The 26063-nt window shown below is 65.4% G+C and carries 28 protein-coding genes; 16 read left to right on the plus strand and 12 right to left on the minus strand.

Annotated elements, in window-relative coordinates:
- Nucleotides 1-70: 70 nt before the first annotated feature.
- The 3 genes from ACNHKD_RS17705 to ACNHKD_RS17715 all read left to right on the plus strand — a co-directional run bounded on the left by ACNHKD_RS17705 (nucleotide 71) and on the right by ACNHKD_RS17715 (nucleotide 2506).
- Nucleotides 71-484 carry a L,D-transpeptidase gene (locus ACNHKD_RS17705; protein ID WP_442754803.1) on the plus strand — a complete coding sequence of 138 codons (414 nt, stop codon included), beginning with the start codon at nucleotides 71-73 and terminating at the stop codon, nucleotides 482-484.
- Between the two features lie 97 nt (nucleotides 485-581).
- Nucleotides 582-2069 (plus strand): PAS domain-containing sensor histidine kinase, encoded by a 1488-nt coding sequence (locus ACNHKD_RS17710; protein WP_442754804.1) that lies wholly within the window; start codon nucleotides 582-584, stop codon nucleotides 2067-2069.
- Between the two features lie 56 nt (nucleotides 2070-2125).
- Nucleotides 2126-2506, plus strand: a complete 381-nt coding sequence (locus tag ACNHKD_RS17715) for a hypothetical protein (protein ID WP_442754805.1) — start codon at nucleotides 2126-2128, stop codon at nucleotides 2504-2506.
- Between the two features lie 112 nt (nucleotides 2507-2618).
- On the opposite strand, the gene ACNHKD_RS17720 is transcribed toward ACNHKD_RS17715, so the two are convergent.
- Both ACNHKD_RS17720 and ACNHKD_RS17725 read right to left on the minus strand, forming a co-directional pair.
- Entirely contained in the window at nucleotides 2619-3119 is a 501-nt protein-coding gene (locus tag ACNHKD_RS17720; RefSeq protein ID WP_442754806.1) for a GNAT family N-acetyltransferase, read from the minus strand.
- Complete coding sequence (locus ACNHKD_RS17725) at nucleotides 3112-3789, minus strand: tRNA1(Val) (adenine(37)-N6)-methyltransferase (RefSeq protein ID WP_442754807.1); 678 nt, start codon at nucleotides 3787-3789, stop codon at nucleotides 3112-3114. Before ACNHKD_RS17725 ends, ACNHKD_RS17720 begins: the two co-directional genes overlap by 8 nt.
- Before the next feature lie 231 nt (nucleotides 3790-4020).
- Between ACNHKD_RS17725 and ACNHKD_RS17730 the strand changes: the two genes are divergently transcribed.
- Nucleotides 4021-4263, plus strand: a complete 243-nt coding sequence (locus ACNHKD_RS17730) for a hypothetical protein (RefSeq protein WP_442754808.1) — start codon at nucleotides 4021-4023, stop codon at nucleotides 4261-4263.
- Nucleotides 4264-4377: 114 nt separating this feature from the next.
- A complete protein-coding gene (locus tag ACNHKD_RS17735) occupies nucleotides 4378-5388 on the plus strand; it encodes a polyprenyl synthetase family protein (protein WP_442754809.1) in 1011 nt (336 codons plus the stop codon).
- Nucleotides 5389-5460: 72 nt separating this feature from the next.
- Here the strand turns inward: ACNHKD_RS17735 and ACNHKD_RS17740 are convergent, their stop codons facing one another.
- Together ACNHKD_RS17740 and ACNHKD_RS17745 are read right to left on the minus strand one after the other, a co-directional pair.
- Nucleotides 5461-5745 (minus strand): PsiF family protein, encoded by a 285-nt coding sequence (locus ACNHKD_RS17740; RefSeq protein ID WP_442754810.1) that lies wholly within the window; start codon nucleotides 5743-5745, stop codon nucleotides 5461-5463.
- Nucleotides 5746-6019: 274 nt separating this feature from the next.
- Nucleotides 6020-6196, minus strand: coding sequence for a hypothetical protein (locus tag ACNHKD_RS17745; protein WP_442754811.1), 177 nt, complete (start codon nucleotides 6194-6196; stop codon nucleotides 6020-6022).
- Nucleotides 6197-6332: 136 nt separating this feature from the next.
- Between ACNHKD_RS17745 and ACNHKD_RS17750 the strand changes: the two genes are divergently transcribed.
- Nucleotides 6333-8456, plus strand: coding sequence for a S9 family peptidase (locus ACNHKD_RS17750; protein WP_442754812.1), 2124 nt, complete (start codon nucleotides 6333-6335; stop codon nucleotides 8454-8456).
- 45 nt (nucleotides 8457-8501) lie between these two features.
- Here the strand turns inward: ACNHKD_RS17750 and ACNHKD_RS17755 are convergent, their stop codons facing one another.
- On the minus strand, nucleotides 8502-8909 hold the full coding sequence (locus ACNHKD_RS17755) for a hypothetical protein (protein ID WP_442754813.1): 408 nt from the start codon (nucleotides 8907-8909) through the stop codon (nucleotides 8502-8504).
- Between the two features lie 131 nt (nucleotides 8910-9040).
- Here ACNHKD_RS17755 and ACNHKD_RS17760 point away from each other — a divergent pair, with 131 nt between their 5' ends.
- Nucleotides 9041-10339: an O-acetylhomoserine aminocarboxypropyltransferase/cysteine synthase family protein gene (locus ACNHKD_RS17760; protein ID WP_442754814.1), complete on the plus strand. Its 1299-nt coding sequence runs from the start codon at nucleotides 9041-9043 to the stop codon at nucleotides 10337-10339.
- 170 nt (nucleotides 10340-10509) lie between these two features.
- Here ACNHKD_RS17760 and cobU read toward each other — a convergent pair whose 3' ends face one another.
- Nucleotides 10510-11025: a bifunctional adenosylcobinamide kinase/adenosylcobinamide-phosphate guanylyltransferase gene (gene cobU / locus ACNHKD_RS17765; protein WP_442754815.1), complete on the minus strand. Its 516-nt coding sequence runs from the start codon at nucleotides 11023-11025 to the stop codon at nucleotides 10510-10512.
- 148 nt (nucleotides 11026-11173) lie between these two features.
- Here cobU and ACNHKD_RS17770 point away from each other — a divergent pair, with 148 nt between their 5' ends.
- Complete coding sequence (locus ACNHKD_RS17770) at nucleotides 11174-12205, plus strand: IS110 family transposase (RefSeq protein WP_442753689.1); 1032 nt, start codon at nucleotides 11174-11176, stop codon at nucleotides 12203-12205.
- Between the two features lie 304 nt (nucleotides 12206-12509).
- On the opposite strand, the gene ACNHKD_RS17775 is transcribed toward ACNHKD_RS17770, so the two are convergent.
- The gene (locus ACNHKD_RS17775) at nucleotides 12510-13622 is read right to left on the minus strand and encodes a cobalt-precorrin-5B (C(1))-methyltransferase (RefSeq protein ID WP_442754816.1); all 1113 of its coding nucleotides are present in this window, start codon (nucleotides 13620-13622) and stop codon (nucleotides 12510-12512) included.
- Nucleotides 13623-13707: 85 nt separating this feature from the next.
- On the opposite strand from ACNHKD_RS17775, the gene ACNHKD_RS17780 reads away from it, so the two are divergent.
- From ACNHKD_RS17780 to ACNHKD_RS17790, 3 genes are all read left to right on the plus strand, one after another.
- Nucleotides 13708-14265, plus strand: a complete 558-nt coding sequence (locus ACNHKD_RS17780) for a YbhB/YbcL family Raf kinase inhibitor-like protein (RefSeq protein ID WP_442754817.1) — start codon at nucleotides 13708-13710, stop codon at nucleotides 14263-14265.
- A gap of 129 nt (nucleotides 14266-14394) precedes the next feature.
- Nucleotides 14395-15354, plus strand: coding sequence for an adenosylcobinamide-phosphate synthase CbiB (cbiB, locus tag ACNHKD_RS17785; protein ID WP_442754818.1), 960 nt, complete (start codon nucleotides 14395-14397; stop codon nucleotides 15352-15354).
- Nucleotides 15355-15520: 166 nt separating this feature from the next.
- Nucleotides 15521-16777, plus strand: a complete 1257-nt coding sequence (locus ACNHKD_RS17790; RefSeq protein WP_442754819.1) for a polyhydroxyalkanoate depolymerase — start codon at nucleotides 15521-15523, stop codon at nucleotides 16775-16777.
- A gap of 137 nt (nucleotides 16778-16914) precedes the next feature.
- Here ACNHKD_RS17790 and ACNHKD_RS17795 read toward each other — a convergent pair whose 3' ends face one another.
- Nucleotides 16915-17973 (minus strand): WcbI family polysaccharide biosynthesis putative acetyltransferase, encoded by a 1059-nt coding sequence (locus ACNHKD_RS17795; protein WP_442754820.1) that lies wholly within the window; start codon nucleotides 17971-17973, stop codon nucleotides 16915-16917.
- 163 nt (nucleotides 17974-18136) lie between these two features.
- Between ACNHKD_RS17795 and ACNHKD_RS17800 the strand changes: the two genes are divergently transcribed.
- The 4 genes from ACNHKD_RS17800 (at nucleotide 18137) to ACNHKD_RS17815 (ending at nucleotide 21954) form a co-directional block, all read left to right on the plus strand.
- Nucleotides 18137-19201 carry a GSCFA domain-containing protein gene (locus ACNHKD_RS17800; protein WP_442754821.1) on the plus strand — a complete coding sequence of 355 codons (1065 nt, stop codon included), beginning with the start codon at nucleotides 18137-18139 and terminating at the stop codon, nucleotides 19199-19201.
- A 37-nt stretch (nucleotides 19202-19238) separates the two neighbouring features.
- Nucleotides 19239-19817, plus strand: coding sequence for an anthrone oxygenase family protein (locus ACNHKD_RS17805; protein ID WP_442754822.1), 579 nt, complete (start codon nucleotides 19239-19241; stop codon nucleotides 19815-19817).
- Nucleotides 19818-19867: 50 nt separating this feature from the next.
- Nucleotides 19868-21280 carry a dihydrolipoyl dehydrogenase gene (gene lpdA / locus ACNHKD_RS17810; RefSeq protein ID WP_442754823.1) on the plus strand — a complete coding sequence of 471 codons (1413 nt, stop codon included), beginning with the start codon at nucleotides 19868-19870 and terminating at the stop codon, nucleotides 21278-21280.
- A gap of 86 nt (nucleotides 21281-21366) precedes the next feature.
- Nucleotides 21367-21954, plus strand: a complete 588-nt coding sequence (locus tag ACNHKD_RS17815; RefSeq protein WP_442754824.1) for a hypothetical protein — start codon at nucleotides 21367-21369, stop codon at nucleotides 21952-21954.
- Nucleotides 21955-21957: 3 nt separating this feature from the next.
- On the opposite strand, the gene ACNHKD_RS17820 is transcribed toward ACNHKD_RS17815, so the two are convergent.
- From ACNHKD_RS17820 to ACNHKD_RS17830, 3 genes are all read right to left on the minus strand, one after another.
- On the minus strand, nucleotides 21958-22089 hold the full coding sequence (locus ACNHKD_RS17820; protein ID WP_442754825.1) for a hypothetical protein: 132 nt from the start codon (nucleotides 22087-22089) through the stop codon (nucleotides 21958-21960).
- A gap of 146 nt (nucleotides 22090-22235) precedes the next feature.
- Nucleotides 22236-22379, minus strand: coding sequence for a hypothetical protein (locus ACNHKD_RS17825; RefSeq protein WP_442754826.1), 144 nt, complete (start codon nucleotides 22377-22379; stop codon nucleotides 22236-22238).
- Between the two features lie 171 nt (nucleotides 22380-22550).
- Nucleotides 22551-23159: a L,D-transpeptidase gene (locus ACNHKD_RS17830; RefSeq protein WP_442754827.1), complete on the minus strand. Its 609-nt coding sequence runs from the start codon at nucleotides 23157-23159 to the stop codon at nucleotides 22551-22553.
- Nucleotides 23160-23418: 259 nt separating this feature from the next.
- Here ACNHKD_RS17830 and ACNHKD_RS17835 point away from each other — a divergent pair, with 259 nt between their 5' ends.
- Nucleotides 23419-24348 (plus strand): histone deacetylase family protein, encoded by a 930-nt coding sequence (locus ACNHKD_RS17835; RefSeq protein WP_442754828.1) that lies wholly within the window; start codon nucleotides 23419-23421, stop codon nucleotides 24346-24348.
- On the opposite strand, the gene ACNHKD_RS17840 is transcribed toward ACNHKD_RS17835, so the two are convergent.
- Nucleotides 24327-25874, minus strand: coding sequence for a hypothetical protein (locus ACNHKD_RS17840; protein WP_442754829.1), 1548 nt, complete (start codon nucleotides 25872-25874; stop codon nucleotides 24327-24329). The genes ACNHKD_RS17835 and ACNHKD_RS17840 overlap by 22 nt on opposite strands.
- Between the last annotated feature and the right edge of the window lie 189 nt (nucleotides 25875-26063).

Below are 26063 nucleotides of genomic sequence, written 5' to 3' on the forward strand. Positions count from 1 at the left end.
GCTCGACTGCCCGCGAACGCGGCTCATATGATCGTGGCGCGGCTCGCGATCCGTTGCGTGGGAGGACAATATGCGCCTGCGGCTCTGGCTCATGCTCCTTGCGTCGACCTTCGCCGCATCCGAGGCGGGCGCGAGAGTGCGCGTCCATATCGACCTCGCGCGCCAGCGCATGCATGTGACCTCGTCTTCGGGCAGCTATAGCTGGCCGGTCTCGACGGCGCGGCCCGGCTATCGCACGCCGCGCGGCGTCTTCTCGGCGCGCGGGCTGAAGCGCATGCATTACTCCAGCAAATACGATAATGCGCCAATGCCGCATTCGATCTTTTTCTCAGGCGGTTACGCCATACACGGGACCTATGCGACGGGCTCCCTGGGACGGCCCGTCTCGCATGGCTGCGTGCGGCTGTCGCCGGGCCACGCGGCGCTGCTCTACGACATGGTGAAGCGAGAAGGCGCGCGCATCGCGATTTCAGGCGGCCGCTGAAGCGTCGCCGCGTTTTTTGCTGGCCCTGGAAGCCGCCGCCCCATAAATGACGGCGCGCCCACATCTCTGTCCCAATCTCCGCCAAGGAAGCAGCCTCATGTATCTGGCCGAGTTGAGGCTCTTCATCGAGGACGCGCCCATCGGCGCGGCGATGTTCGACCGCGAGATGCGCTACGTCGCCTTCAGCCATTATTGGCTGGTTAATCACAGGATCGAACATATCCAGCTCGGCCGTTCGCATTATGAGGTTTTTCCCGAAATACCGGCGAGATGGAAAGAGGTGCATCGCCGCGCCCTCGCCGGCGAGACCATTCGCGAGGCGGAGGACGAATTTCATCGCGCCGACGGCTCGACCGTCTGGCTGAAATGGGAAACCCGCCCCTGGCGCGATTCCGACGGGACCATCGGCGGCGTGATCATTTTCTGCGACGACATCACGCCGCAGAAGCAAGCGGAAGAAGCCCTGCGCCAGGCGCTCGTCCGGCAGCGCCTGGCGCAATCGGCGGGGCATGTCGGCGTTTGGGACTGGGAGATCCGCCCCAACCGGACTTACCTCAACGATGAATGGTACGAACTCTATGGCCTGCCCAAAGGCGCGGAGCTCGCCTATGAGGATTTCCTCGCGCGCGTGCATCCGGACGACCGGGCCGCCGTGCATGACGTCATGCAGTCGGCGCTCGCCGGAAGAGGCGTGATCAATCACGACTACCGCGTGCTGCGCGCCGATGACGGAGCGCTGCGATGGCTTTCGTCAATGGGGGAAGTCTATTTCGACGCGCGGGGCGAAGCCGTGCGCGCCATGGGCGCCGTCCACGACATCACGGAGCGCAAGGAGATGGAGGGCGCGCTGCGTGAAACCGATCGTCGAAGGTCCGAATTTCTGGCGATGCTCGCGCATGAACTGCGCAATCCCCTCACGCCGATCAGCAACGCCGTCGACGTGCTTTACCAGTTGTCGGAAAGCGACGCGTCAACGGCCGGCGAGAAGAAGCGCGCCGTGCTGCAAATGGCGCGGCGCCAGGTCGATTATCTTTCGCGCCTCGTCAACGATCTGCTCGACATGACGCGCATCAGTCACGGTAAGATATCGCTGGAGCGCAAGGACGCCGATCTGGTCGAGTTGCTTATCCATGCGGCGGAGCTGGTCCAGCCGAAGTTCGACGCCAAGCGCCAGGCGCTCGTCACAAACCTTCCCGCGACGCCTATGCCGGTTCACGGAGATCCGGTGCGGCTCACTCAGGTCTTCGCGAACCTGCTCGGCAACGCCGCGCGCTATACGGACCATGGCGGCCGCATCGAGCTTTCGGCCCGCCGCGAGGGCGAGGAAGCGGTCGTGGCGGTGCGCGACAACGGCCAGGGCATCCAGCCTGACATGCTCGGCTCCATTTTCGAAATGTTCGCGCAAGCCGGCCCGTCCGACCCCGCTTCCCAGCGCGGTCTCGGCGTCGGTCTGGCGCTCGCCAACAACCTCGTCAGGATGCATGGCGGGACGATCGAGGCCCGGAGCGAGGGACCGGGACGGGGCAGCGAATTCATCGTGCGGCTGCCGGCGCCGCGCATTGCCGTCAGGGCGCCGCTTGCCTAGATGTGTGTCTGGCCGCCAAGGTGGTCTTTGCAAAACGACATTTGGGGAGGGAGACCATGAATAGATCCGCTTTGGCCGTCGCCGCGCTTCTGGCGATCAGCGCCCCCGCTCGCGCGGGAACCTGGCTCGTGACCGAGGAGAACACCGGCGGCGTCAAGGGCGCCCAGGGCTCATGGAACATCAAGACGGAAGGCGACAAGATCAGCGGCGACGCCGCGATGCAGATGGACAACGGCTCATCGCTCACCTACAAATTCGAAGGCACGTTCCAAGGCGGCAATTACATCGTCACCATCACTGACCGCACCGACGGCAAGAAAGGCTGCGTCTGGAAGGGCCACCCCCCGGCGAGCGGCGGCCAACAGGCCCGCGGCCTCGTCGGCTACGCCGAATGCGAAGGCGCCAAGCTGGTCATCCGCGCGAGCATCGTCGAGTAACTGATCGATCCGCCGCGCGGCCGTCATTGCGAGGGGCGAAGCCGACGAAGCAATCCGGGACCGCAACAGCCCCGGAGTGCTTCGCCGCGCTCGATCTGGCGGCGGCGCGGGTTCAACCGCGCTTGATCATGTAGCGGGCGCCCGGCCCGTAGCTTTCGAGCTTGTTTGCAAGTCCGCCGTCGGAAACCGCTTCAAAGCCCAATCCTCGCCAGAGGGCGTCGCTTCCATAGACGGCGGTCAGGGCGATGGCGTCGGAGCCGTCCGCGCGCGCAATGTTTTCCAGCCTTTCGATCAGCCTTGCCGCAGCGCCGGATCCGCGCGCAGCCGGCGTTACGCCGACATCGTGCAGATAAAGACAGTCCGGCGGATCGGGCAGCTTTTCGAGAAAGGCGTCGAGCGGCGGGATTTCGTAAAGGCGCCATGGATGCGAGATCGCATAGCCCGCGAGCGCGCCGTTCGTTTCCAGCACGAAGCAGCCGGCGGGAAAGAGCCGCAACTTCTCCTCGAAAATCTCCCAGCGCTCCGGCAAGCCCGGGTGGACCGCCGCCGCGACGCGGCAAAGCGCGCCCAGATCCGATTGGGCCAGCGGGCGCCAGACGGGCTGCCTACACAAAGCGCCCCTCCATTATCGCCAGCGAGGCCCGTGAGCCCTTCACCCCTTTGAGCAGGATCCGCGTCGCGGGCGCGCCGGGCCTCGAATAGACAGGCTGCAGCGTCACCCCGCCCAGTCGCCCCTCCACTGCGGAAAGGCACGCATACAAGGCGTCGGCGCGGTGGATCATCACGAAGGTTCCGCCGGGCGCCAGCAGAGCCAGCGCGCCGCGCACCCATTCGGCGAGGGGGACGGCGGCGACATGGGCGCGGGCCTTGGCCCGGTCGGGGGTCACGCGCACGCGGCCCTCCTCGTAGAAAGGCGGGTTGGTGAGGACGAGCGCCGCCTTTTCGTCGACAAGCCCCGCGGCGCGGCGGGAGCCAGCCGAGGTCACGTCCGCCTCATGAACCGTCACACGGGCGTCAAGACCGTTCGCCATGACGTTCTCACGCGCCAGAACGCAGGTCTCGGCGTCGATCTCGACAAGGCCGACACGCGCCGCCGGGGCGAGCGCGGCCGCCATCAGCCCGACGGCCCCCGCCCCGGCGCCGATATCGAGAACGAGGCCCGTCTGATCGCCGGGCGTGAGCGCCGCGAGCAGCACGGCGTCGTGGCCGGCGCGATGGCCGCGCCCTTGCCGCAGGCGCAGCCGCCCGCCCAAAAAATCGTCCGCATCGTCGCCGCCATTCATGGCGGCGGACAGTCACACGCCGCCGTTTCATCCACAAGCGTCTAAAATTTTTTCGGCGGCGGCGCTCCTCGTCGCAGCCCGTTGAAGGCAGGAAGCTTCCGGCTCCGGCGTCACCAAACGACAGCCGTGAACGGTAGAATTTTATTCTTTCGCTTAACCCTGCGCTTGCCGGCCCCGTGGCATGAGGTCGCGGCGGGATGGAGCTAACCCCCCGGAAAAGCAGGTTTCCCCATGACCATCTGTCTCTATGGCGCAGTTAAGGGCGACGGCCTCGTCAAGGAGGCGGAGCTCGGCAGGCGGCTCGACGAACTGGCTTTTTGCTGCCGGGGACTGGAGTTCGCCATCGACGACTTCTGCGCGGAGTCCGAGAACGACGCGGCCAAAAGGCTGGCGTCGCTCGCGACGCGGGTCGCGGAGCAGACCGAGCGGCTGGCGCGAGCGGTGGCGTCCCAAGCGCGCGAACCCCTGAATTGACGTTCGCCCGGCCGCAAAAAAGGCTTTCCCCCGCCTTGTCCGGGCGTCGACTTGCCGGTAAAGGCGCAAGGCCGTAAATTCCCGGCCGTTAAATTTAAGGCCGTAGGGGGGTCCGTGGGTATCGTTATTCCGCTCGAAGAGAAGAAATCTGCGGGCCTCGACAGCCTTCTCGAACTGATCCGTCCGGACCTCGAGCGCACCAATCAGCTCATCATCCAACGCACCGGCTCGGACGTCACCACGATCCCTGAGGTCGCGAACCACCTGATCTCGGCGGGCGGCAAGCGCCTGCGGCCCATGCTCGTGCTCGCGACCGCCGGAATGTGCGGGTACAAGGGCGACGGTCATCTGAAATTCGCCGCCGGCATCGAGTTCATGCACACGGCCACGCTGCTGCATGACGACGTGGTGGACGAATCCAACATGCGGCGCGGCAAGATCGCGGCGCGCATGCTCTGGGGCAACCAGACCTGCGTGCTCGTCGGCGACTTCCTTTTGGGCCACGCCTTCAAAATGATGGTGGAGCCGGGGATGATCCCGCCGCTCACGGTTGTGTCTCAGGCGGCGGCCGTGATCGCGGAAGGAGAGATTCTCCAGCTCAACGCAGCCAAGGACACAACGACGACCGAGGACGCCTATATGGGCGTCATCCGCCGCAAGACCGCGGAGCTCTTCGCCGCGGCGTCCGAGGTCGGCGTCATGCTCGCCGGCAAGCCCAAGGCCGACGAAGCCGCCGCCCGCAGCTACGGCATGAATCTCGGCGTCGCCTTCCAGCTCATCGACGACGCGCTGGACTATGGCGGTTCCTCCGCCAAGCTTGGCAAGAATGTCGGCGACGACTTCCGCGAGGGCAAGATCACGCTCCCCGTGGTGCTGGCCTTCCGCCGCGGCAACGAAAAGGAGCGCGAATTCTGGCGCCGCACGCTCGAGAAGGGCGAAATCAGCGAGGGCGACGTCGAAACCGCCTGCGGCCTGATGAAGAAGCACAAGGCGCTCGACGACACGATCGAGCGGGCCGCCCATTACGGCGCGATCGCGCGGGACGCGATGGAGATCTTCCCCGCCTCGCCCTGGAAGGACGCGCTGCTCGAAGTCGTGGATTTCTGCATTGAGCGCGTCTACTGACGCAGCCGCGATAGCCGAAGGAAAAACGCCGGTCGAGCGTCGCTCGGGCCGGCGTTTTCATACAGATTGGCGTCAGGACTTCAGGCACTCCGCACTGAACTGCTTCTTGGCCTTGCCTTTGAGGCCCTTGGCGGCGGCCTGCTCCTTGCAGCTCTTTTCCTTGTCGGCTTGAGAAACCGGCCCCGCCGGCGCGGCGGCGGGAGCCGCCTCGGACGGAGCCGGAGTCGCGCCGGACTCGGCGGCCTTCTGCGCGATTTCAGCCGGCGGCTTCCAGACCGTCTCCGCGGAGGCGGAAACGCCCGGAAGCAGCGCGACGCAGGCGCCCGCAGCGAAAAGAATCTTGATGCTCTTCAACATGACGTCTCTTTTGTCGTTATGGAAGCCGGCCGCGCGGCTTCGCAACTCTCCCTCGGCCGAACGCTGCTCGAACGCGGCCGAGGCGGAGATTATGACATTTTCAAGAAAATGTCTTGGAGGCCAAGCTTTTCGATAAGACACGCCGTAGCGGAGCCTTGTTAGATCGCGCCGCGCTCGCGCGGAAGCGCCTGAGCGCAGATAACGCGATCGCTTTTAAAGGTTTAGAGCGCGCATTTTGCGAAAAGCCGGCGCCTGCTTTTTCGCAAGCCGCACTCTAACGGCCTCCGTTCTTCCAGAAATGAACGAGGATAATCGCGGCGAAGGCCGACATGAAGAGGCGCAGGAAGATGTGAGTGGGCATAACCCCGTGCGTTTCCATAGCTTTGCTTCGGCTGACCGGCGCGTGAAAGCCGTGCGGCGGGGATTTGGCGTGGAGATTTATGTAGGTCATGGCGATTTCCTGCTCGCAAAACGGCTTACTCAGGCTTTAAGGCTAATGGCTAAATTCTTGCTGAGAGCTTGCGGGAATCGTGCGGTTTTCGGCGCTGTGGGCGTTTGCGGCGGGCGGAAACGCACAAGGACTCGAGATGGCTGAGCCGAGGAAAAACAAAAGCGCACAATTTGATCTGACCGCCACGCCCCCGGTCGCAGAACGGCGCCCGTCGAAAAAAATCACCCACGGGCGCGTCCTGGACGACCCTTACGCCTGGCTCGCCGCCGGCAACTGGCGCGACGTTCTGCGCGACCCGAAGACGCTGCCCGAGGACATCGCGGCGCTGGTGAGGGCGGAAAAGGATTATTGCGCCAAGGTCGTCGCGCCGCTGCGGGATCTACGTCTGACGCTCGTGAAGGAGCTGCGCGGACGAATCAAGGAGGACGACGCCGACGTTCCCGACAATGACGGGTCGTTCGCCTATTACGGCCGCTTTCGCGAGCGCGCCGAGCATCCCATCTTTTGCCGCACGCCGCGCGGCGGCGGGCCGGAGACCGTGCTGCTCGACGGCGAGGCGCTGGCGGAGGGACGCGAATTCTTCGACATTGGCGGGACCGCCCATTCGCCCGATCATGCGCAACTCGCCTGGAGCCTCGACGACAAGGGCTCCGAACTCTACGCCATCCGCACCCGATCCTTGTCGGACGGCAAGGACCGGCCGGACATCGTGACCGACACGGACGGCTCCGTCGTCTGGAGCGCGGACTCGACCGCTTTCTATTATGTGCGCGTCGACGAGAATCATCGAACGGCGCAGGTGTTCCGCCACGAGATCGGCGCCGATCCATCCAGCGACCGCCTGATTGTCGAGGAAAAGGACGGCGCCTGGTTCGTCTGCCTCGAAGAAAGCCGCTGCCGGCGCTTCGCCATCGTCGCCATACGCGGCCATGACGCGTCGGAATGCTGGCTCGTCGACCTGCGCGACGCAAAGGCGCCGCCGCGGCTCGTTGCGAAGCGCGAACCGAAATTGCGCTACGACGTCGAGCCGCATGGCGACGTTCTCTACATTCACAACAATGCGGACGACGCCGACGACTTTCGCATCTCCGTCGCGCCGCTCGCCGCGCCCGAACGCGCCAATTGGCGAGACGTCGTCGCGCATCGCGCTGGCGCGATGATCGTCACCTTCACGGTCTATGCGCGCTTTCTCGTCTGGGTCGTGCGCGAGAATTCGCTGCCGAGCATCGTCGTGCGCGATCTTGCGACGAATGAAGATCACGCCATCGCCTTCGCGGAAGAGGCCTACGCGCTCGGCCTCGACGCCGGTCTCGAATTCGACACGACGACGCTGCGTTTCGTCTACGCTTCGATGACGACGCCGGACGAAACTTACGACTACGACATGGCGACGCGCTCGCGCGTGCTCCGCAAGCGGCAGGAAATTCCCTCGGGCCACGATCCGAAAAACTACGTGACGCGTCGTCTCCATGCGATCGCTCCGGATGACGAGCGCGTTCCGATCACGCTGCTGCACCGAGCCGATTTCTCGCCGGGCGGCGAGGGCGCGCCGCTGCTGCTTTACGGCTACGGCGCCTATGGCCATTCGCTTGCCGCCGATTTCGACGAGGACGCCCTGTCGCTCGTCGATCGCGGTTTCGTCTATGCGCTCGCCCATGTGCGCGGAGGAACCGACAAGGGCTGGCATTGGTATGAGACCGGCAAGCTCGAAAAGAAGACGAACACCTTCACCGATTTCATCGCCTGCGCGCGTCATTTGATCGCCACAGGCTATACGCGCCAGGGCGCCATTGTCGCGCAGGGCGCTTCCGCCGGCGGCATGCTGATGGGCGCGATTTTAAACGAAGCGCCGGAGCTTTTCGCGGGAGCCATCGCCGGCGTGCCCTTCGTCGACGTGCTCAACACCATGCTGCGCGACGACCTGCCGCTCACGCCGCCCGAATGGCTCGAATGGGGAAATCCAATCGCGAACGCGGAAGTCTACGACCGCATCGCATCCTATTCCCCCTACGACAATCTCCGCGCCCAGCGCTATCCGCCCATTCTCTCCATCGCGGGCGTGACCGATCCGCGCGTCACCTATTGGGAGCCGCTGAAATGGGTCGCGAAGCTGCGCGCGACCATGACCGGCGGCGGCCCCGTGCTGCTTCACACGCATATGGGCGCGGGACATGGCGGCGCGCCCGGCCGTTTCGAGGCGCTGGAGGATACGGCGCTGGAATACGCCTTCGCGATCGCGTGCGCGCGCGGCGCGGAGTAGCGCCCACTCGCCGCTACGGCAGCGCGACGGGTGGGCGGCGTTCATTCACATCGACGGCTTCTTCTTCTGGATTTCCTCCGGCGGCAGCCACTCCCGCCCCGCCTGCGTGCCGGGCTTGGCCTCGACGCCCGGCGAACCTGCCGCCATGCCGCTCGGCCCCGCGACGCCCGCGGGCGACGCATGCTCCATCGCCGCCGGATTTTCCTTCTGCACGACGGTCGGCGGGTTTACATTAGTGCCGACGGCCGGGCCCGAGGTGTCGCCGGATTGCGCTTGCTCGCTCAGCGCCGGCTGTTCCGTCTCGTCGTTCATCGCCGGCTTGATGTCGCGACGCGGCTGCCCCTGAAGGGTCGGCGGATTGGGATCGCCCTGATCCTGCGCCTGTCCCTGCGCCAATGCCGGCGAAAAGGCCCCCGCCGACAGTAGCGCGGCGATTGCGAGAAGCTTCTTCATGACGGTAACTCCCTGCCCGCGCCCCCGATGATTTTCATGAAGGGGCTAGATGGGAGAGCGCCTCCCGTCGGCAAGAAAATATCGCCTCGCGTCCGCTTTTCGTTTACTCACCGTCGCGGGAGGAAACGGTCATGGCAATTGAAACGAAACACGCTGAAACCCTCGCCCTGCATGCAGGCTGGCGGGCCGACCCGACGACCGGAGCCGTCGCCGTTCCGATCTATCAGTCCACTTCGTTCCAGTTCCGCGACACCGAGCACGCCGCCAGTCTTTTCGCGCTGAAAGAGCTTGGGCCGATCTATACGCGCATCGGCAATCCGACCACGGACGTTCTTGAACAACGCCTCGCCGCGCTCGAAGGCGGCGCCGCGGCGCTCGCGCTTTCCTCCGGTCAGGCCGCCTCGGCCTTCGCGCTTCAGAACCTCGCCAGGGTCGGCGACAATGTCGTCTCCTCGACGGATCTTTACGGCGGCACCTGGAATCTCTTCGCAAATACGCTGAAGGATCAGGGGATCGAAGTCCGCTTCGTCGATCCGGCCGATCCCGAGAATTTCCGCCGCGCGACGGACGACCGCACGCGCGCCTATTATGGCGAGACGCTGCCCAATCCGAAGCTCGCTGTCCTTCCGATCGCGGAGATTGCGACGATCGGCCGCGAATATGGCGTCCCGCTCATCGTCGACAACACGGCGGCGCCGGTCATCGCGCGCCCGCTCGATCACGGCGCGGCGATCGTCGTCTATTCCACGACGAAATATCTCGGCGGCCACGGCACGTCGATCGGCGGCGTCATCATCGACGGCGGCAATTTCGACTGGGAGAAATTTCCCGCGCGCCAGCCCGCGCTCAACACGCCGGACCCGAGCTATCATGGCGCCGTGTGGGTCGAGGCGGTGAAGCCGCTCGGTCCCATCGCTTACATCATCAAGGCGCGCACGACATTGCTGCGCGATCTCGGCTCCGCGCCCTCGCCCTTCAACGCCTTCCTGACGCTGCAAGGCGTCGAGACCGTGACGCTGCGCATGGAGCGCCATGTCGCCAATGCGCAGAAGGCCGCGGATTTCCTTGCGAGCCGCAGCGAGGTGACGAAAGTGATCTATCCCTCGCATCAGACCGGCGAAGCGCGCAAGCGCGCCGACAAATATCTCAAGGGCGGATATGGCGCGCTGCTCGGCTTCGAGCTGAAGGGCGGCGCGGAAGCGGGACGCCGCTTCATCGACGCGCTGGAGATGTTCTACCATGTCGCCAATATCGGCGACGCGCGCAGCCTCGCCATCCATCCCGCAACGACGACGCATTCGCAGCTTTCGGCGGAGGCGCAACTCGCAAGCGGCGTGACGCCCGGCTATGTGCGCCTGTGCATCGGCCTCGAGCATATCGACGACATCATCGCCGATCTGGAGAAGGGGCTGAAAGCGGCGGGGGCGTGAGCGGCCTTTTCGAGCAAGAGCGGCGCGACCTTCCCCCTCTCCCCATGCGATGAAAAGAGGCCCATGAATGTTTCCGTAAATCTCCCGCGCATAGCAGGCGCTTGCTAACGCAGCCCCGCCCCTCGCCCTGACCCTCTCCCCGCAAGCGGCGAGAGGGCAAAAGGCGCGCCTCATTTCACCTTCACCGGATAGCCCGCGACCACCAGCGTCACATGCGCGGCGATCTTCGCGACCTCCTGATGCAGCAGGCCGGCGGCGTCGCGAAATGCGCGGGCGAGCGCATTTTCGGGAACGACGGAAAGCCCGACTTCCGGCGAGACGACCACTGTCGGCGCTTCGCGCGTCAGCAGAGCCGCGACCAGTTCCTTGCGGTCCGCCACGAGATCGGCTTCCGCAAACATTCTGTTCGAGAGCCAGATCGCCAGGCAATCAATCATCAACGGCTTGTCCGACGGCGCGTCGCGCGCCGCCTCGGGCAAGCGTTGCGGCGCCTCGATGGTGCGCCAGTCGCCGCCGCGCCGCACCTGATGCGCCGCGATGCGTTCGCGCATCTCGTCGTCGAAAGCCTGCGCCGTGGCGATATAGAACCACGGGCCGGGATGCGCCATGATCAGTCCCTCGCCATAGGCGCTCTTGCCCGACCGCGCGCCGCCGAGGACGAAGGTGAGATGCGGGTTCTCGGTCATGGCGTTCCCTCGTCTTTGCGGGGCGCGCATGCGCCGAAGCGATCGAGAGCCGCGTCGGCCGCCGCTGGATTGTTGGGGTGGACGGCCCCTGAGCGGCATCTATGCGCCATGATGAGGTTTGTCGAGGACTTCATCAAAGGAGCCGTCCGTGGACCAGATTACACGCATTGGAATGGATACGTCGAAGCGTTTTTTTCAGCTTCACGGGGTGGATGGGCGCGAGCAGGTTGTTCTGCGCCGACAGCTGACGCGCGCGCAGATGGCGTCGTTTTTTGAGAAGCTGCCGCCGACTTTGGTGGCGATGGAGGCGTGCGGAGGGGCGCATCATTGGGCGCGGGAGTTGACGCGGCGCGGGCACGACGTGCGGCTGATCGCGCCCCAGCTCGCCAAGCCTTATGTGGCGCGCGGCAAGAACGATGCGGCCGATGCGGCGGCGCTGTGCGAGGCGGCCGGGCGGCCGCACATGCGCTTCGTGCCGGCGAAATCGGAGGATCAGCAGGCGGCCCTGATGCTGGCGGGCCAACGCGAGCGGCTGGTCGGCCTGCGCACCCAGCTCGTCAACACGATCCGCGGCCATGCGGCGGAGTTCGGCGTCATCGCCGCCAGGGGGCCGGCGGGGGTCGGGCGGCTTCTCGATCGCCTGGCGGCGGCCGATCTTCCGGCCTTGGCGCGCGAGCTGTTCGCCGAACTCGCAGAGGAGCACGCAAGCCTGTGCGGTCGGATCGCGGCGCTCGACCGGCGGCTGCGCGATTGGCATAATGCAAGCGAGGCGGCGCGGCGCCTGACGGCGATCCCGGGCGTCGGTCCGTTGATCGCCTCGCTGCTGGTGATGAAGACGCCCGATCCGCGCCTCTTCAAGTCGGGGCGCGACTTCGCCGCCTGGCTCGGATTGACGCCGCGCGACCATTCGACCGCCGGCAAGGCGCGGCCGGGGCGCATTACGCGGGCCGGCGATCCGATGCTGCGCAGCCTGCTCGTCGTCGGCGCGACCGCGGTGGTCTGGCAGACGCGCCGAGGCGCGGCGAAAAACCCGTCCGCCTGGCTGCAGGCGCTGATCGCGCGCAAGCCCGCCAAACTGGCCGCGGTGGCGCTCGCCAACAAGATGGCGCGGATCGCCTGGAAGCTGATGGCGAGCGGCGAGCGCTATGCGCGCCGCGGCCCGGCCATCGCCGCCGCCTGACGAAATCGGCGGGCTCGAACCGACATTCGGGCTCGCCGGGCCGACCTTGCAACAGACGGAGAGAGATGGACGGGATCGTTCGATCCGCCCCGGGAGATAAACCGCGCGAAGCAACGGCCCATCGAGGTCGCTGGATTGTTTGGATCTCCCGCACGCGGAACCCATCTTGGCCAGCGGCCTTCGCCGCACCAACAGGCCGGACACATGCTCGCAAGCGAACGCACCCCCAAAAATCTCCCGCCAGACCTTGCAAGCAAGGGGCCGTCCACACATGCTTCGCCGCGCTCCCAATGACGGTTGAGACTTATGCATCGCCGACCTTTCCAATAGGCGTTTGCGCGAGCAACCGCCCTTCCCGGTCGAAGACGACGATCTCCAACGCGATGTGGGCGGATCCCAGCGCCTTCGCCGCCGTCCGCCATGCGCCGTGCGCGACGGGCGCCGCAAGATCGACCCCTTCGGCGCGGGCGATCAGGAGCGCGTCGAGCGCGCTGTTGGCGTGCTTCACGCGCGAGGCGGTCTCCGCATCCGCGCCGGCGCCGCGCGCGGTCTCGCTCAATTGCGCGAGATCGACGCTCGACCGCTTCGAATGCAGATCGAGGCGCCCTTGCGCAAGCTTTGTCATCTTGGCGAAGCCGCCGCCAATCGTCACGCGCTCGACCGGATGCGCGCGCAGATATTTCAGAAAGCCGCCGACGAAGTCGCCCATTTCGATCAGCGCCGCCTCCGGCAGATCGTAAAGCTTTCGAACGGCCGCTTCCGAGGTCGAGCCGGTCGTCCCCGCGACATGCGTCAGCCCGCCGGCGCGCGCCACGTCGACGCCGCGATGGATGCTGTCGATCCAGGCGGCGCAGGAGAAGGGCGTGACGATCCCCGTCGTGCCGAGGATCGACAGGCCGCCGACGATGCCGAGACGTCCATTGAGCGTATGCTTCGCCAGCTCTTCCCCGCCGGGAATCGAAATCTCGATCTCCGCATCCGCGCCGACGCCGAGCTTGCGCCCCGCCTCCTCGATCGTTTGGCGCATCATCTGCCGCGGCACGGGGTTGATGGCGGGTTCGCCCGGCGGCAGCGGCAGGCCCGGCCGCGTGATCGTGCCGACGCCCTCGCCCGCCTTGAACGTCACGCCCGCGCCCGGCGCCGCGCGGCGCACCGTGGCGCGGATCAGCGCGCCATGCGTCACGTCCGGATCGTCGCCTGCATCCTTCACCACGCCCGCGCGGGCGAAGCCATCGTCGCGCGTAAACTCGGCGAGCGCGAAGGCGACGCGCCTTCCCGACGGCAAAGCGATCTCCACCGGGTCCGGCGGCTGCCCGTTTGTGGCGAGCGCCTCAAAAGCCGCGCGAACGGCCGCCGTGGCGCAGGCGCCGGTGGTCCAGCCCCGGCGCAGCGGTCGATCTCTGGGCGCTTCCGTCATGAAGCTTCTTTAGCACCCGAGGCGACATGCGCCCAACGATCCGCTACAAGGGGCGCCGGTTTCAAAAAGACAGGGAGCTTGTCCCATGAAGCGCAGCCTTTCGTCCTTCTTCGTCCTTGCGGCGTTCGCGACGGCGGACGCCGGCGGCGCGCAGGCCTTTGAGTTGAAGAGCCCCGACATTGCCGAGGGCAAGACGATCGACACGAAACATGTCTACGACTCCTTCGGCTGCACGGGGGGAAATCTCTCCCCCGAGCTGACGTGGAGCGACCCGCCGGCCGGCACGAAGAGCTTCGCCGTGCTGGCGCACGACCCGGACGCGCCGACGGGCGGCGCTGGCTTCTGGCACTGGCTCGTCGTCGACATACCGGCGGATGCGCGCGGCCTGAAACGCGGCGCGGGCGACGCCTCCGGCAAGAATCTGCCGCCGGGCGCGCATCAGCTCGAAAACGACTTCGGCGACAAATCCTATGGCGGCCCCTGCCCGCCGCCCGGCAAGCCGCATCGCTATATTTTCACCGTCTATGCGCTCAAGGTCGACAAGCTTGGCGACGCCGCCCATGGCCGCACCGCCATCGCCGGCTTCACCATCAACGCCAATGCGCTCGCCAAGGCGTCGATCACGGGGCTGTTCGGTCGTTGAGCTTACGGCCGTCATTGCGAGGCGCCTGGGGCGACGACCTCGGGTCTACCCCGACTTCGAAAAATGCGACAAAGCAATCAAGGAGCCCGTCGCGGCTCCGGATTGCTCCGCTTCGCTGGCGATGACGACGTGACAAGCGTCGTCATCGCGCTCCTCGCCCTCGCCATCGAAGCGGCGGTCGGCTATCCCGACCGCCTCTTTCGACGCATCGGCCATCCGGTCACCTGGTTCGGCGCGCTGATCGCGGCGCTGGACAAGCGCCTCAACCTCGAAAACGATTCCTTCGCAACCCGACGCGCCAAAGGGGTCGCGGCCCTGGCTGCGCTCGCCGTGGCGGCGCTCGTCGCCGGGGCGCTCATCGACGCCTTCGCCGGCGCCGCCTCCTATGGCTGGGCGATCCTCGCGCTTCTCGCTTCCTCGCTCATTGCGCAGAAGAGCCTGAGCGACCATGTCGCCGCCGTAGCGGAGGCCCTTTCCCGTTCGCTTGAGGACGCGCGCGCCGAAACAGGAAAGATCGTGGGCCGCGACGTGGCGTCGCTGGACGCGGCCGGCGTCGCCCGGGCGGCGATCGAGAGTCTTGCGGAAAATTTCTCCGACGGCGTCGTCGCGCCCGCCCTCTTCCTCGCCTGCTTCGGCCTTCCGGGCGCGCTGCTCTACAAGGCGGTGAACACCGCCGACAGCATGATCGGCCACAAATCCGAGCGCCATCTCGCTTTCGGCTGGGCGGCGGCGCGCTGCGACGACCTTTTGAACATCGTCCCCGCCCGCGTGACGGCGGCGCTGATCGCCGCCTCCGCCTGGACGATCGGCGCCCGGACGCGGGAGGCGTGGGCCACGGCGCTGCGCGACGCCCACAAGCACGCCTCGCCCAACGCCGGCTGGCCGGAGGCGGCGATGGCCGGCGCCCTGGGCCTCTCGCTCGGCGGGCCGCGCGCCTATCGCGGGATGGAAGTGGACGGCGCAAGGCTCGGCGACGGACGGCGCGACGCGACGCCTGCGGACATTGCGCGCGCCATGGCGATTTTCAGATGCGCGACAGCCGGGCTTTGGCTTATTATGCTGGCCAGCGCGCTCCTTAGCGTTAGATAGAATGTTTTCCAAGCGGCTTGCGGGGCGGGATTCGCCTCGCGCCGAATCGTTTACCTTGTGACGGGGTGGAGCTTGCCCTTTCATTTTTCGCGAAATCAAATATTTTAGTGAGGTATTGTGCAGCGCAACATGGCGGCAGCTTAGGGGTGTCGGGAGAAGCGTGATTATGGATCGTATGTCGTACCACGTTTACGAAATGCTGCATTTGGCCTTCGCCCCCGCGCGCGCGGCCACCGACGCCCTGCTTCACACCATCAAGAGCCCGCTCAACCCGCTCTATCACACCTCTTTCGGCCGCAGCATCGCAGCCTCCGCGGAACTCTTCGAACGCATGACGCGCCGCTACGGCAAGCCGATGTTCGGCCTCAATACGACCAGGGTGGACGGCGTCGATGTCGAGATTCTCGAAGAGCATGTGTGGATGAAGCCCTTCTGCGGCCTGCTGCATTTCAAGCGCATATTCGAGGGCGACGCGCCGAGGCAGTCCAAGCTTCTCATCGTCGCCCCCATGTCGGGCCATTACGCGACGCTCCTGCGCGGAACGGTCGAGGCGTTTCTGCCGAGCCACGACGTCTACATCACGGACTGGGCCGACGCCCGCACCGTGCCGGTGATCGAAGGCTCCTTCGATCTCGACGATTATATCGATTATCTCGAAGAGATGATGCTGCATCTCGCGCAGGACGGCGTCCCCGTCCATACGCTCGGCGTCTGCCAGGCCTCGGTGCCGCTGATCTGCGCCATCGCCGCGATGGACGCGGCCGGCGATCCGGCCGTCCCTGAATCCATGATTCTCATGGGCGGCCCGATCGACACGCGCGTCAATCCGACGGCGGTGAACAAGCTCGCCGAGAAGCGCGGCATCGAGTGGTTCCACCGCCACTGCATCCATACCGTGCCCTTCCCCCATGCCGGCATGGGCCGCGACGTCTATCCGGGATTTCTGCAGCTCTCGGGCTTCATGGCGATGAACATCGAGCGCCACGTCACGGCGCATATGGAGATGTTCAACCATCTCGTGGAAGGCGATGGCGATTCGGCTGAGAAGCATCGCGACTTCTACGACGAATATCTCGCCGTGATGGACCTGACGGCGGAATTCTATCTGCAGACTGTCGAGCGCGTCTTCATCAGACATGAGGTGCCGCTGGGCCTCCTGCGCCATCGCGGCGAACTGATCGACCTGAAGAAAATCCGCCGCACGGCGCTACTGACCGTCGAGGGCGAAAAGGACGACATTTCCGGCGTCGGCCAGACGCTCGCGGCGCAAGAGCTTTGCGCCGGCATTCCTGCCGCGCGCAAAGCCCATCATTTGCAGGAGGGCGTCGGCCATTACGGCGTCTTCAACGGCTCGCGCTTCCGCCGCGACATCGCGCCGCGCATCGTCGCCTTCACGCGGGAAATGGAGAAGGTGGAGGCGTAACGCCGCCCGCAAACCGGTAAACGAGCCCCGACGCGGTCTCGTCCTTCGAGACGCGAGCTTCGCTCGCTCCTCAGGATCTTAGGCGATCTCCGCAGTTCAGAAGCTCGTCATGCCGAGGAGCGCGCGCAGCGGGCGTCTCACAATGTCGGCGTCAGTCCCGCCTTCAAATTCTCGCGTGCGAGCTTAACGACGAAATTCTTCGTGCTCTCGTCGGCGAGCCAGGCGTCGACGCGCGGATTGGCGAGATGTTCCGCGCCTGTCTTCTCGAAGGTTTTGAAGGACGACAGGAGATATTGCGGCAAAGTCAGAAAATCGCCCACCGAATGGGCGAGATGGTGGTTCTGCAGCTTGAAGAGATACCCGCCCTGCGCGCCGAAAATCTTGGCGACCGCCGGATAGACCGGAAAAATCTCCGCGCGCGCGAGATCGTGAATTTCGTAATAGCCGAAATCCGTCTGCGGCGGCTTGAGGCCGGCTTTCTCCCATATGCGCCGGGCGATGTCGAAGAGCACGTAGCTTTTCGGATGCACGATGCTGTACATGAACACGCCGCGCCGCGACCAGTTCATGAGGTCGGTGGAAAGATCGACGCCGTAATGCCTCGCGTTCTCGAGGAAGCCGGCGGCGGCCTCGTTCCACAGGTCGAGATAGCCGAGCGCCTGGAAGACATTTTCATTGAAGGCCGCGCGCGTCTCCTCGAGCGTAAGGCCGGCGCGATAGCTGAAAAGCGCGATCGCGGAATGATAGGGGCCGAGCGGGCCGAAGATGAAGCCGTGAAGCGGCTCGGATTTGTCCTGGATGTAGATGAGATCGGGATGAAAGGCCGCAAAAGTGACGGCCGGCGTCTTCACCGCCTTCTTCGGCAGGCGGCGCACAAGTTCCTCCGAGTCGCCTCCGCCGCGCACATGGCCGGCGAGAAAGTCATGGGTGAAGACGTAGTCGTATGTGTCGAGCGTCTTTACCAGCATGTCCATATTGGCGACGCGCGAGCGGCCGATCGCGGAGAAGTGATCGACCGTGGCGCTCGGATTCATCGTCTTCATCGCATAAGCGAGACCGAAAGCCTGGCAGTTGCCGAGCACCGCGATGCGCGGGCCGGTGTTGCGCAGGGTGCGGCCCGTCAGCTTCGCGAGGCGCGGCTCGACCGCATATTGGCGCCACGACTTCAAAATCTGCTTGTCGATCTGGGAAAACATACGGTCATTCACCGGTTTGGGCGCGGCGCGACATATCGTCGGGCCTCTAGCTGGTGACAAGCGGCGGCGCCGCGTCTATGGTCCGCACACAAGCGACGGCGCGCCACGAGCGCTGTAGAAGTCCGTTTGCGACGATCGATTCGAATCGACGAGGAGTTTGCCCTTGGCGGACAACCCCTATAGCTCCCTACCCGACCATCGTTTCTGGCGCAAGGCTGTGACCGGGCTGCCGCCTTTCGCCATCGATCCCCTGATCTCGACGCCCTTCAAGATCGCGCGCGAGGACCGGGTGGCGACGGCCGGAAGCTGCTTCGCGCAGGAGATCGCGCATCGCCTTCAGACCAGCGGCTACACCTATTATCTCGCCGAGAAGCCGCCGGAAGGCATGTCCGCCGCCGAGGCGCTGCGCCGCAACTACTCCATGTATTCCTGCCGCTACGGCAATTTGTACACGACGGCGCAGTTCCGTCAGCTCGTCGAGCGCGCCTATGGCGAATTCACGCCCTCGCTCGATTACTGGAACCGCCCCGAGGACGGACGTTTCGTCGACGCCTTCCGCCCGCGCATCGAACCCGAGGGCTATGAGACCCTCGAAGAAATGCGCGCGGACCGCGAGAAGCATCTCGCCGCCGTTCGCCATATGATCGAAACGATGGACGTCTTCGTTTTCACTTTCGGCCATACCGAAACGTGGCGCCACAAGCCGGACGGCGCGATTTTGCAGCTCGCGCCCGGCGTCGCCGGCGGGACATGGGACCCCGAGGTCTATGAGTTCTACAACATGACCGTCAGCGAGGTCGTTCGCGACTTCCTCGCCGCCGTCGACCAGATACGCGAGGTCAATCCCAAGGTTCGCATCGTGCTCAGCGTGTCGCCCGTCGGCATCATCGCGACCTATGAGGACCGCCATGTGGTGGTGTCCAACACCGCGGTGAAGTCCATCCTGCGCGCCGCCGCCGACGAAGTCACGCGCGCGAGGCCGAACATCGCCTATTTCCCGTCCTACGACCTCGTGAACGTCTCACCCAACGCCGGGCGCTTTTATCGGGACGATACAAGGCGCATCAATCCGCATGGCATCGACCGGACGATGAAGATGTTCTTCGACCACTTCACCGACAAAGCGCGCGAGGAAGCGGCGATCAAGTCGGTGAAGGTCGACGTCGCCGCCGAAGCGGAAGCCAGCGCCCGCGTCGTTTGCGACGAGGAGGCGATCGAGTCGGCGTGACTTTCTCCCTCTCCCCGCGTGCGGGGAGAGGGTTGGGGTGAGCGGCAAGGCGACATCATCGAGCTTGCGTCACATGCAAGCGGGCAAAACCCGTCAACGGACGACGCCGCTTCGCCCCTCACCCTGGCCCTCTTCCCGCAAAACGGGGGAGAGGGAATTGATTTCACCTCTGTGGGAAACAAAACGCATGATTATTGGTTCTCTCGCGCTTGCCGCCGCCGGCGCGTTTACCGGCGCATCCCTCTACGTCAATTACGCCGAACAACCGGCGCGGCTCGCCTTGAGTGACGACGCGCTCATCAAGGAATGGGAGCCGTCCGACCATCGCGGCTTCATCGTGCTCGCGGGATTGGCGGCAATTGCCGCATTATTCGGCTTCATCGCCTATCGTGAGCTGAACGACGTGCGCTGGGCGCTGGGCGCGCTCGTCATTTTGGCGTCATGGCCCTACACCTATTGGGCCATCGTGCCGCTCAACAATCGCATCCTCGGCCTTATCGGCGCCGACGCGGCGCATGAGGCGCGCCAGGTGATCGATTTGTGGGGCAAGCTCGAAATAGGCCTCACCGGAATCGGCGTCCTGGCCATTGCGATCTTCGTCTGGGCGGCGGGCTAGAACTCGCGCGCCTTCGGCTGAAGCGGCGCCATTCTTGAAGAGCGGCATTCATGATTTATGATCTCGTAGTGATTGGCAGCGGACCGGGCGGCTATGTCTGCGCGATCCGCGCCGCGCAACTGGGGCTGAGGACCGCTGTCGTCGAGAAGGACGCAACCTATGGCGGGACCTGCCTGAATGTCGGCTGCATTCCGTCCAAGGCGCTGCTGCACGCTTCCCATATGTTCGAGGAAGCCGGCCACGGCCTCGCGCCGCTCGGCGTGATCGTCGATCCGCCGAAGCTCGACCTCGCGGCGATGATGAAGCACAAGACCGACACGGTGGGCGCCAACGTCAATGGCGTCGCCTTCCTCTTCAAGAAGAACAAGGTCGATACGTTTCGCGGCGTCGGACGCCTCGCCGGCGCGGGCAAGGTGGAGGTCGCCGGCGCCGACGGCGCCGTGCAGACCGTCGAAACGAAGAATGTCGTCATCGCCACGGGTTCCGCCGTCGCCCCCCTGCGAGACGCGTCCGGCGCGGAAATCGCGATCGACGAGAAAGCGGTCGTGTCCTCGACCGGCGCGCTTGCGCTGGAGAAAGTTCCCCAAAAGCTCATCGTCGTCGGCGCCGGCGTCATCGGGCTGGAGCTCGGCTCCGTCTGGCGGCGCCTCGGCGCTCAAGTGACGGCGATCGAATATCTCGACCGCGTGCTGCCGGGCTTCGATCTCGAAGTGGCGGCGCGCTTCCAGAAGATCCTCGAAAAGCAGGGCTTCGCTTTCAAGCTTTCCTCAAAGGTCACGGGCGTTTCGCGCGAGGGCGACGGCGTCGTCGTCTCCTGTTCGTCGGTCGACGGCGCGGCCTCGGACAAGATCGCCGCCGATGTCGTGCTGATCGCCACGGGACGCATTCCCTATACGCAAGGGCTTGGACTCGAGGAGGCCGGCGTCACGCTGGAGCGCGGCCGCGTGGTCATCGACGATCATTTCGCGACCAACGTCCCCGGCGTTTACGCCATCGGCGATGTTGTGCGCGGCCCCATGCTCGCGCACAAGGCGGAGGATGAGGGCGTCGCGGTCGCTGAGATCCTCGCCGGACAGGCGGGTCATGTGAATTACAACGTCATTCCTGGCGTGGTCTACACCTGGCCGGAGGTCGCCTCCGTGGGGATGTCCGAAGATGAAGCGAAGTCGAAAGGTCTGGACGTCGCCATCGGCAAATTCCCCTTCTCGGCCAATGGCCGCGCGCGCTCGATGCGCGAGACGGAAGGATTCGTCAAATTTGTCGCGGATGCGAAAACCGATCGTGTGCTCGGCGTGCATATTCTCGGCGCGGGCGCCGGCGAACTGATCGCGGAAGCGGCCGTTCTGATGGAGTTCTCGGGTTCTTCCGAGGATCTCGCGCGCACCTGCCACGCCCATCCGACCATGTCGGAGGCGATGAAGGAGGCGGCGCTGGCGGTGGCGAAACGGGCGATCCATATCTGAACTTTCGCCATGACGGCCGCCGGGACCTTGGCTAGCGGGGCGGAGCGCATACATCCTGCCGGGGCCCTCTCGCGCCAAGGAAAGTCATGATGGACAAGGCGACTGCGTTGATCGACCGGCTGAAGCAGCGCCTCGCCCGCGCCTTCTGGTTCACGCTCGCGCTCGTTTTCCTGATCGAGAGCTGGCTGTGGGACAATGTGAAGGAATGGCTGCGCGCGCTCGAAAAGGCGCTCGGCGTTGAGAAAATAGAGCCCTGGCTGGAAGGCGTCGTGGCGCGGCTGTCGCCCCGGATGACGCTCGCCCTTTTCGCTGTCCCCATGATCGGCGTGCTGCCCCTGAAAGTGGCGGCGCTCGCGCTTCTGGCGCGCGGCCACTTCCTGCTCGGCGTCCTGTTCATTTTCGCGGTGAAGGCGCTGGCGCTCGGCGTCGAAGCTTTCCTCTTCGACATCTGCCGCGACAAGCTTTTGCAAATGCAATGGTTCTGCCGTTTATACTCGCTCGTTCTCGACGTGCGCGCCTGGGCGGCCATGCTGGTGAGCCCTATAAGGCCGCGCCTCGCGGAACTCCGCCGGGCGCTGCGCGCTTACGCGGAAGGCTTTGTCGGCGGCGACGGGGGTTTATCGCGGCGCATTGCGCGGCTGCGGGAGCTGGCCCGCCCGAAGCGCGGGGTCTGAGAATCATTCGCAAATGGCGTAGCCGAAGCAGAAATCCTGTTCGGCCTCCGCCGCGGATTTGAAAACGGACGACGCGCTGGCGAAGCTCGCCGCCAACAGGACCAGAATTAAGCCGATTAATGCGGATCTGCTCATCGTATCCTCCCGCCCCGACGCGCCTCCAAATATGCGTGCGCTGAAAAATCAAATTAATGGGCGCGCCCTCGACCCGCGACCCAACCGCCGCTCGCTGGTTAACGCCGATCCATCTGTCTCGTTCCGCCCGTTACTACGAAGCTTCGTCAGCGGCAAAGCGCATAACCGAAACAGAGATCGCTCGTCCCGGCCCGCATATTCGCCGCCAGGGACGCGCCCGCCCCCGCCAGCTCCAGCGTGAGAAGCATCGCCACCGCCATGAAAACGCCGATGCCCGCCGTCGGTTTCATCTGAATTTCTCCCCTGGAGCTCGCGTCGCCGCCCGTCGGCGAGCGTCGCGACATTAGGCGGAGGCGCTCCGACCGGCGGTGCGGTCGCGCACATCGGGGAAGAGCGCAGGAAAAGAAAAGCCCCTTTCCCGCGCAGGGAAAGGGGCTTTCGGGCCCGCGGTTGCGGAAGGCTTAGATGACCACGACCTTCGTGCCGACCTTCACGCGGTTGTAAAGGTCGATCGCGTCGATGTCGCGCATGCGGATGCAGCCCGAAGAGACGCCCTGACCGATCTTCTCCGGTTCATTGGTGCCGTGGATGCGATAGAGCGTGTCCTTGCCGCCCTGGTAAAGATAGAGGGCGCGCGAGCCGAGCGGATTGTCCGGGCCGCCCGGCAGGCCGCCGGCGTCGGCGGTCGGCTGCAGATGCGGCCAGCGCTCCAGCATGTCCTTCGGCGGAATCCAGCGCGGCCATTCCTGCATCGCGCCGACATAGGCGCGGCCGGTCCAGCCCATGGCGTCCTGGCCCGTGGCGACGCCGTACCGCACGGCCTTGCCGCCCGGCATGACGTAATAGAGAAAATGCGCCCGGCTATCGACGACGATGGTGCCGACCGGCTCCTCCGTCTTGTAGTCGACGAGATAGCGGTCGAACTCCGCCGAAATCTGAGCCTTGGGGGCGAGGGCCATGAATTCCGCGTCGCGGCCGGAGAGTCTGGGATCCGGAAGAGGGGTTCCGCTGTAGCAGCCGGCGAGAGCGACGGCCGAAATCGCCATAATAAACAAAAGCTTCGAATTCATATCAAACGCTCCTTTCCGCCGCAGGACCGGGTTCCCTAAGGAAGGCTTACCACGAACTTGCCCGAGACAATCCGCCTCATCGCCACGCCAAGGCCAATATTCTCCTGGTGTTGCGAGGGCGCCACGGAATCGCCGCGCGCAGAAATCTGGCGTTTCCCGCAAGGGTCGCTTGACGTCTTTCATTTTTCATAGACATGGGCGAGAAAACGGCGGAAATGATACGCAGGCCGCGACGAGCGGTCGACGAAGCGGCGATCCGGTGAAAACCCTCCTTTTCACGCATGCCAGCGGTCTCGATCACGAGATGGGCCCGGGCCATCCCGAGCGGCCCGACCGCCTGCGCGCGATCGAACGCGGACTCGAAGCGGAGCGCTTTCAGTCGCTCGCGCGCGTGACGGCGCCGCGCGCGCCGCTCGAAGCCCTGCTGCGCGTGCATCCGCAGGCCTATCTCTCCGCGCTGGAGCAGGCGCAGCCTCGCGAAGGCTACGCTGCGCTCGACAGCGACACGGTGATGTGCCCGAAAACCCTGGAAGCCATCTGGCGCGCCGCCGGCGGCGCCGTGGCGGCCGTGGACGAGGTCATGACCGGCGCCGCCGATACGGCCTTCGTCGCCGCGCGCCCGCCCGGACACCATGCCGGCGCGCGCAACCCCATGGGTTTCTGCTTCGTCAACAATGTCGCCGTCGCCGCGCGACATGCTCAGGCCGTCCATGGCGCGGAGCGCGTCGCGATCGTCGATTTCGACGTCCATCACGGCAACGGCACGCAGGAAGTTTTCTGGTCCGACGGCGGCGTGATGTTCTGCTCCACCCACCAGGCCCCCTTCTATCCCGGCACCGGCGGCTATAACGAGACCGGCGAGCACGATACGATCGTCAATGCGCCGCTGCTCGCGGGCTCGACCGGCGACGCCTTCCTGGAGGCGCTGATCGACCGCATCCTGCCGCGGCTGCGTGATTTCGGCCCGGACCTCATCCTCGTCTCGGCCGGCTTCGACGCCCATGAACGCGACCCGCTCGGCGGCCTGCGGCTCACCGAGCGGGATTTTGCGGAGGCGACCAAGCGCCTGATGGACGTGGCCGACAGAAAGTGCCGCGGCAGGATCGTCTCGCTTCTCGAGGGCGGCTACGATCTGGAGGGCTTGAGCCGCAGCGTCTCCGCCCATGTTCAGGCGCTGATGGGCGCCTGAACCGGCGGCGCGGCTGTCCGCTCCGCAACCTCCACGGCGAGGCTCGCCTTTTCCGCCCGCGCGAGAATGTCGATCACCTTGCCGCTCTCCTGGCGCGGCGGCGGCTCGTCCTCGCGCTGCTGCAGGCGCTGCTCCTCCTCGCGCTGCTGCTGGCGCTGGCGCGCGGCCTCCAGGGCGCCGGCCGTCACCTGACTCGCGGCGCGCTCCTTTTCAAGCTGTTCGGCGAGATCGTGGATCGTCTGCTCGAACTGCGCTTTCTGGTCCGCGAAACGGGCGCTCTCGGCGGAGAGGCGCTCGCCGGAGAGGGCCGCCTTCTGCTCGGCCTTTTCCAGCCGCGAGGCGAGGTCGCGCATGGCTCGGACCAGCGCGCGCGCGCGCTTGCTAAGCCGGGCGTGGGCGCGATCCCGCGTCTCCAGCTTCTCTTTCACCCGCGCCGCGTCGGATGCGAGCGAGTCCGAATGCTCGGAGAGACGCAGGAGCTTCTGTTCGAGTTCGGCGGCCTGACGCTCGCCCAGGCGGCACTGATCCGACTTCTCCTGCAAGGAGCCGCGCACTTCCGCAAGGAGGCTGTCGGCGGCCTGAGCGCGGGAGGTCTGCTCCTGAAGCTTCGTCTCCAGCTCGGTGATCTGGCGGCGATCCTCATCCTTCTCGGCGCGCCAGGCCGCTTGCGTATTCTGATGGTCCGCATGGCTGGCGGCGATCACCTCTTCCAGCTTGGCGGCTTGGCTGCGCTCCGCGTCCAAAGCGATTTCGAGTTCGCGGATCTTCCCCGCGAGATCGCCGGCATGGATCCGGCTCTGCGACAGCTCCCCCTGAAGCTTCCCCGCCTCGGCCTGCGATTCCGTGAGAGCGCCCTGCAACGTCTCGCCGCGCTGATGAAGAAAGACGGCTTCGTCCCGCGCCGTCGCGAGATCGCGCTGCAGCTCCGTGATGAGCGCGTCGTTATTGACGACGACGCCCTGCAGCCCTTCGAGCTCCCCGCGCAGATGATAGGCGTGGGCGCGCTCGGCCTCGTAGGCGTCATGGAAGGACGCGCCGACATCCTGCGCCTCGCGCAGGTCGGCTTCGAGCTTTTCGATGCGGCCTTCGTTAAGATGAATGATCGCCCGCAGCCTTTCATTCTCCGAGGCGAGCAGGCTGTTCTCGGCGCGGGCCTCCTCGCGTCCCTCATAGAGCGCGCGATTCTCCTCCTTCAGATCGGCGAGCGAGCCCTCGATCATCGCGATCATCATGCCTCGCTCCACGAGCGCGGCGTTCGTCTCCTCGCGCGCGGCGAGGATATGGCCGACCCAGTTGGAGATCTCGACGAAGCTCTCCTTGACCCGCGTCAGCTCGTCGATCTTTTGGACGAGATCGATGCAGCGATTCTTGATCTCCTCGTTTTCGGCCCCGATCTGGTCGAGCGTCCATTCCGGGAGCGGCTCGGGCCGCCCGAGTTGCGCGCCGGCGTGGCCCGACCACTGAGTCAGGCGATCATAGTCGGGTTCGAGGGATTCGTGGGCAGGCGCGTGTAGAAGGTCCGTCATTTGCAAGCTTTCCCATTCGGCCGACGCGCCGCCGGCGGACGCGATTCAGCGCTCCAGAGTTTTCGTCTCTGGGGGGGAGCATATTCAGGAAAGCAGAGGCGGCGGAATTCGACCATTCGGCCAGGTCGACGCCTTGGCTATTCTCCAAAAGGGGCCGGACGGGTCAAATTACTTAAGCCATTAGGACAA

The sequence above is a fragment of the Methylocystis sp. JAN1 genome, from assembly GCF_052186135.1.
Taxonomy (GTDB): Bacteria; Pseudomonadota; Alphaproteobacteria; order Rhizobiales; family Beijerinckiaceae; genus Methylocystis.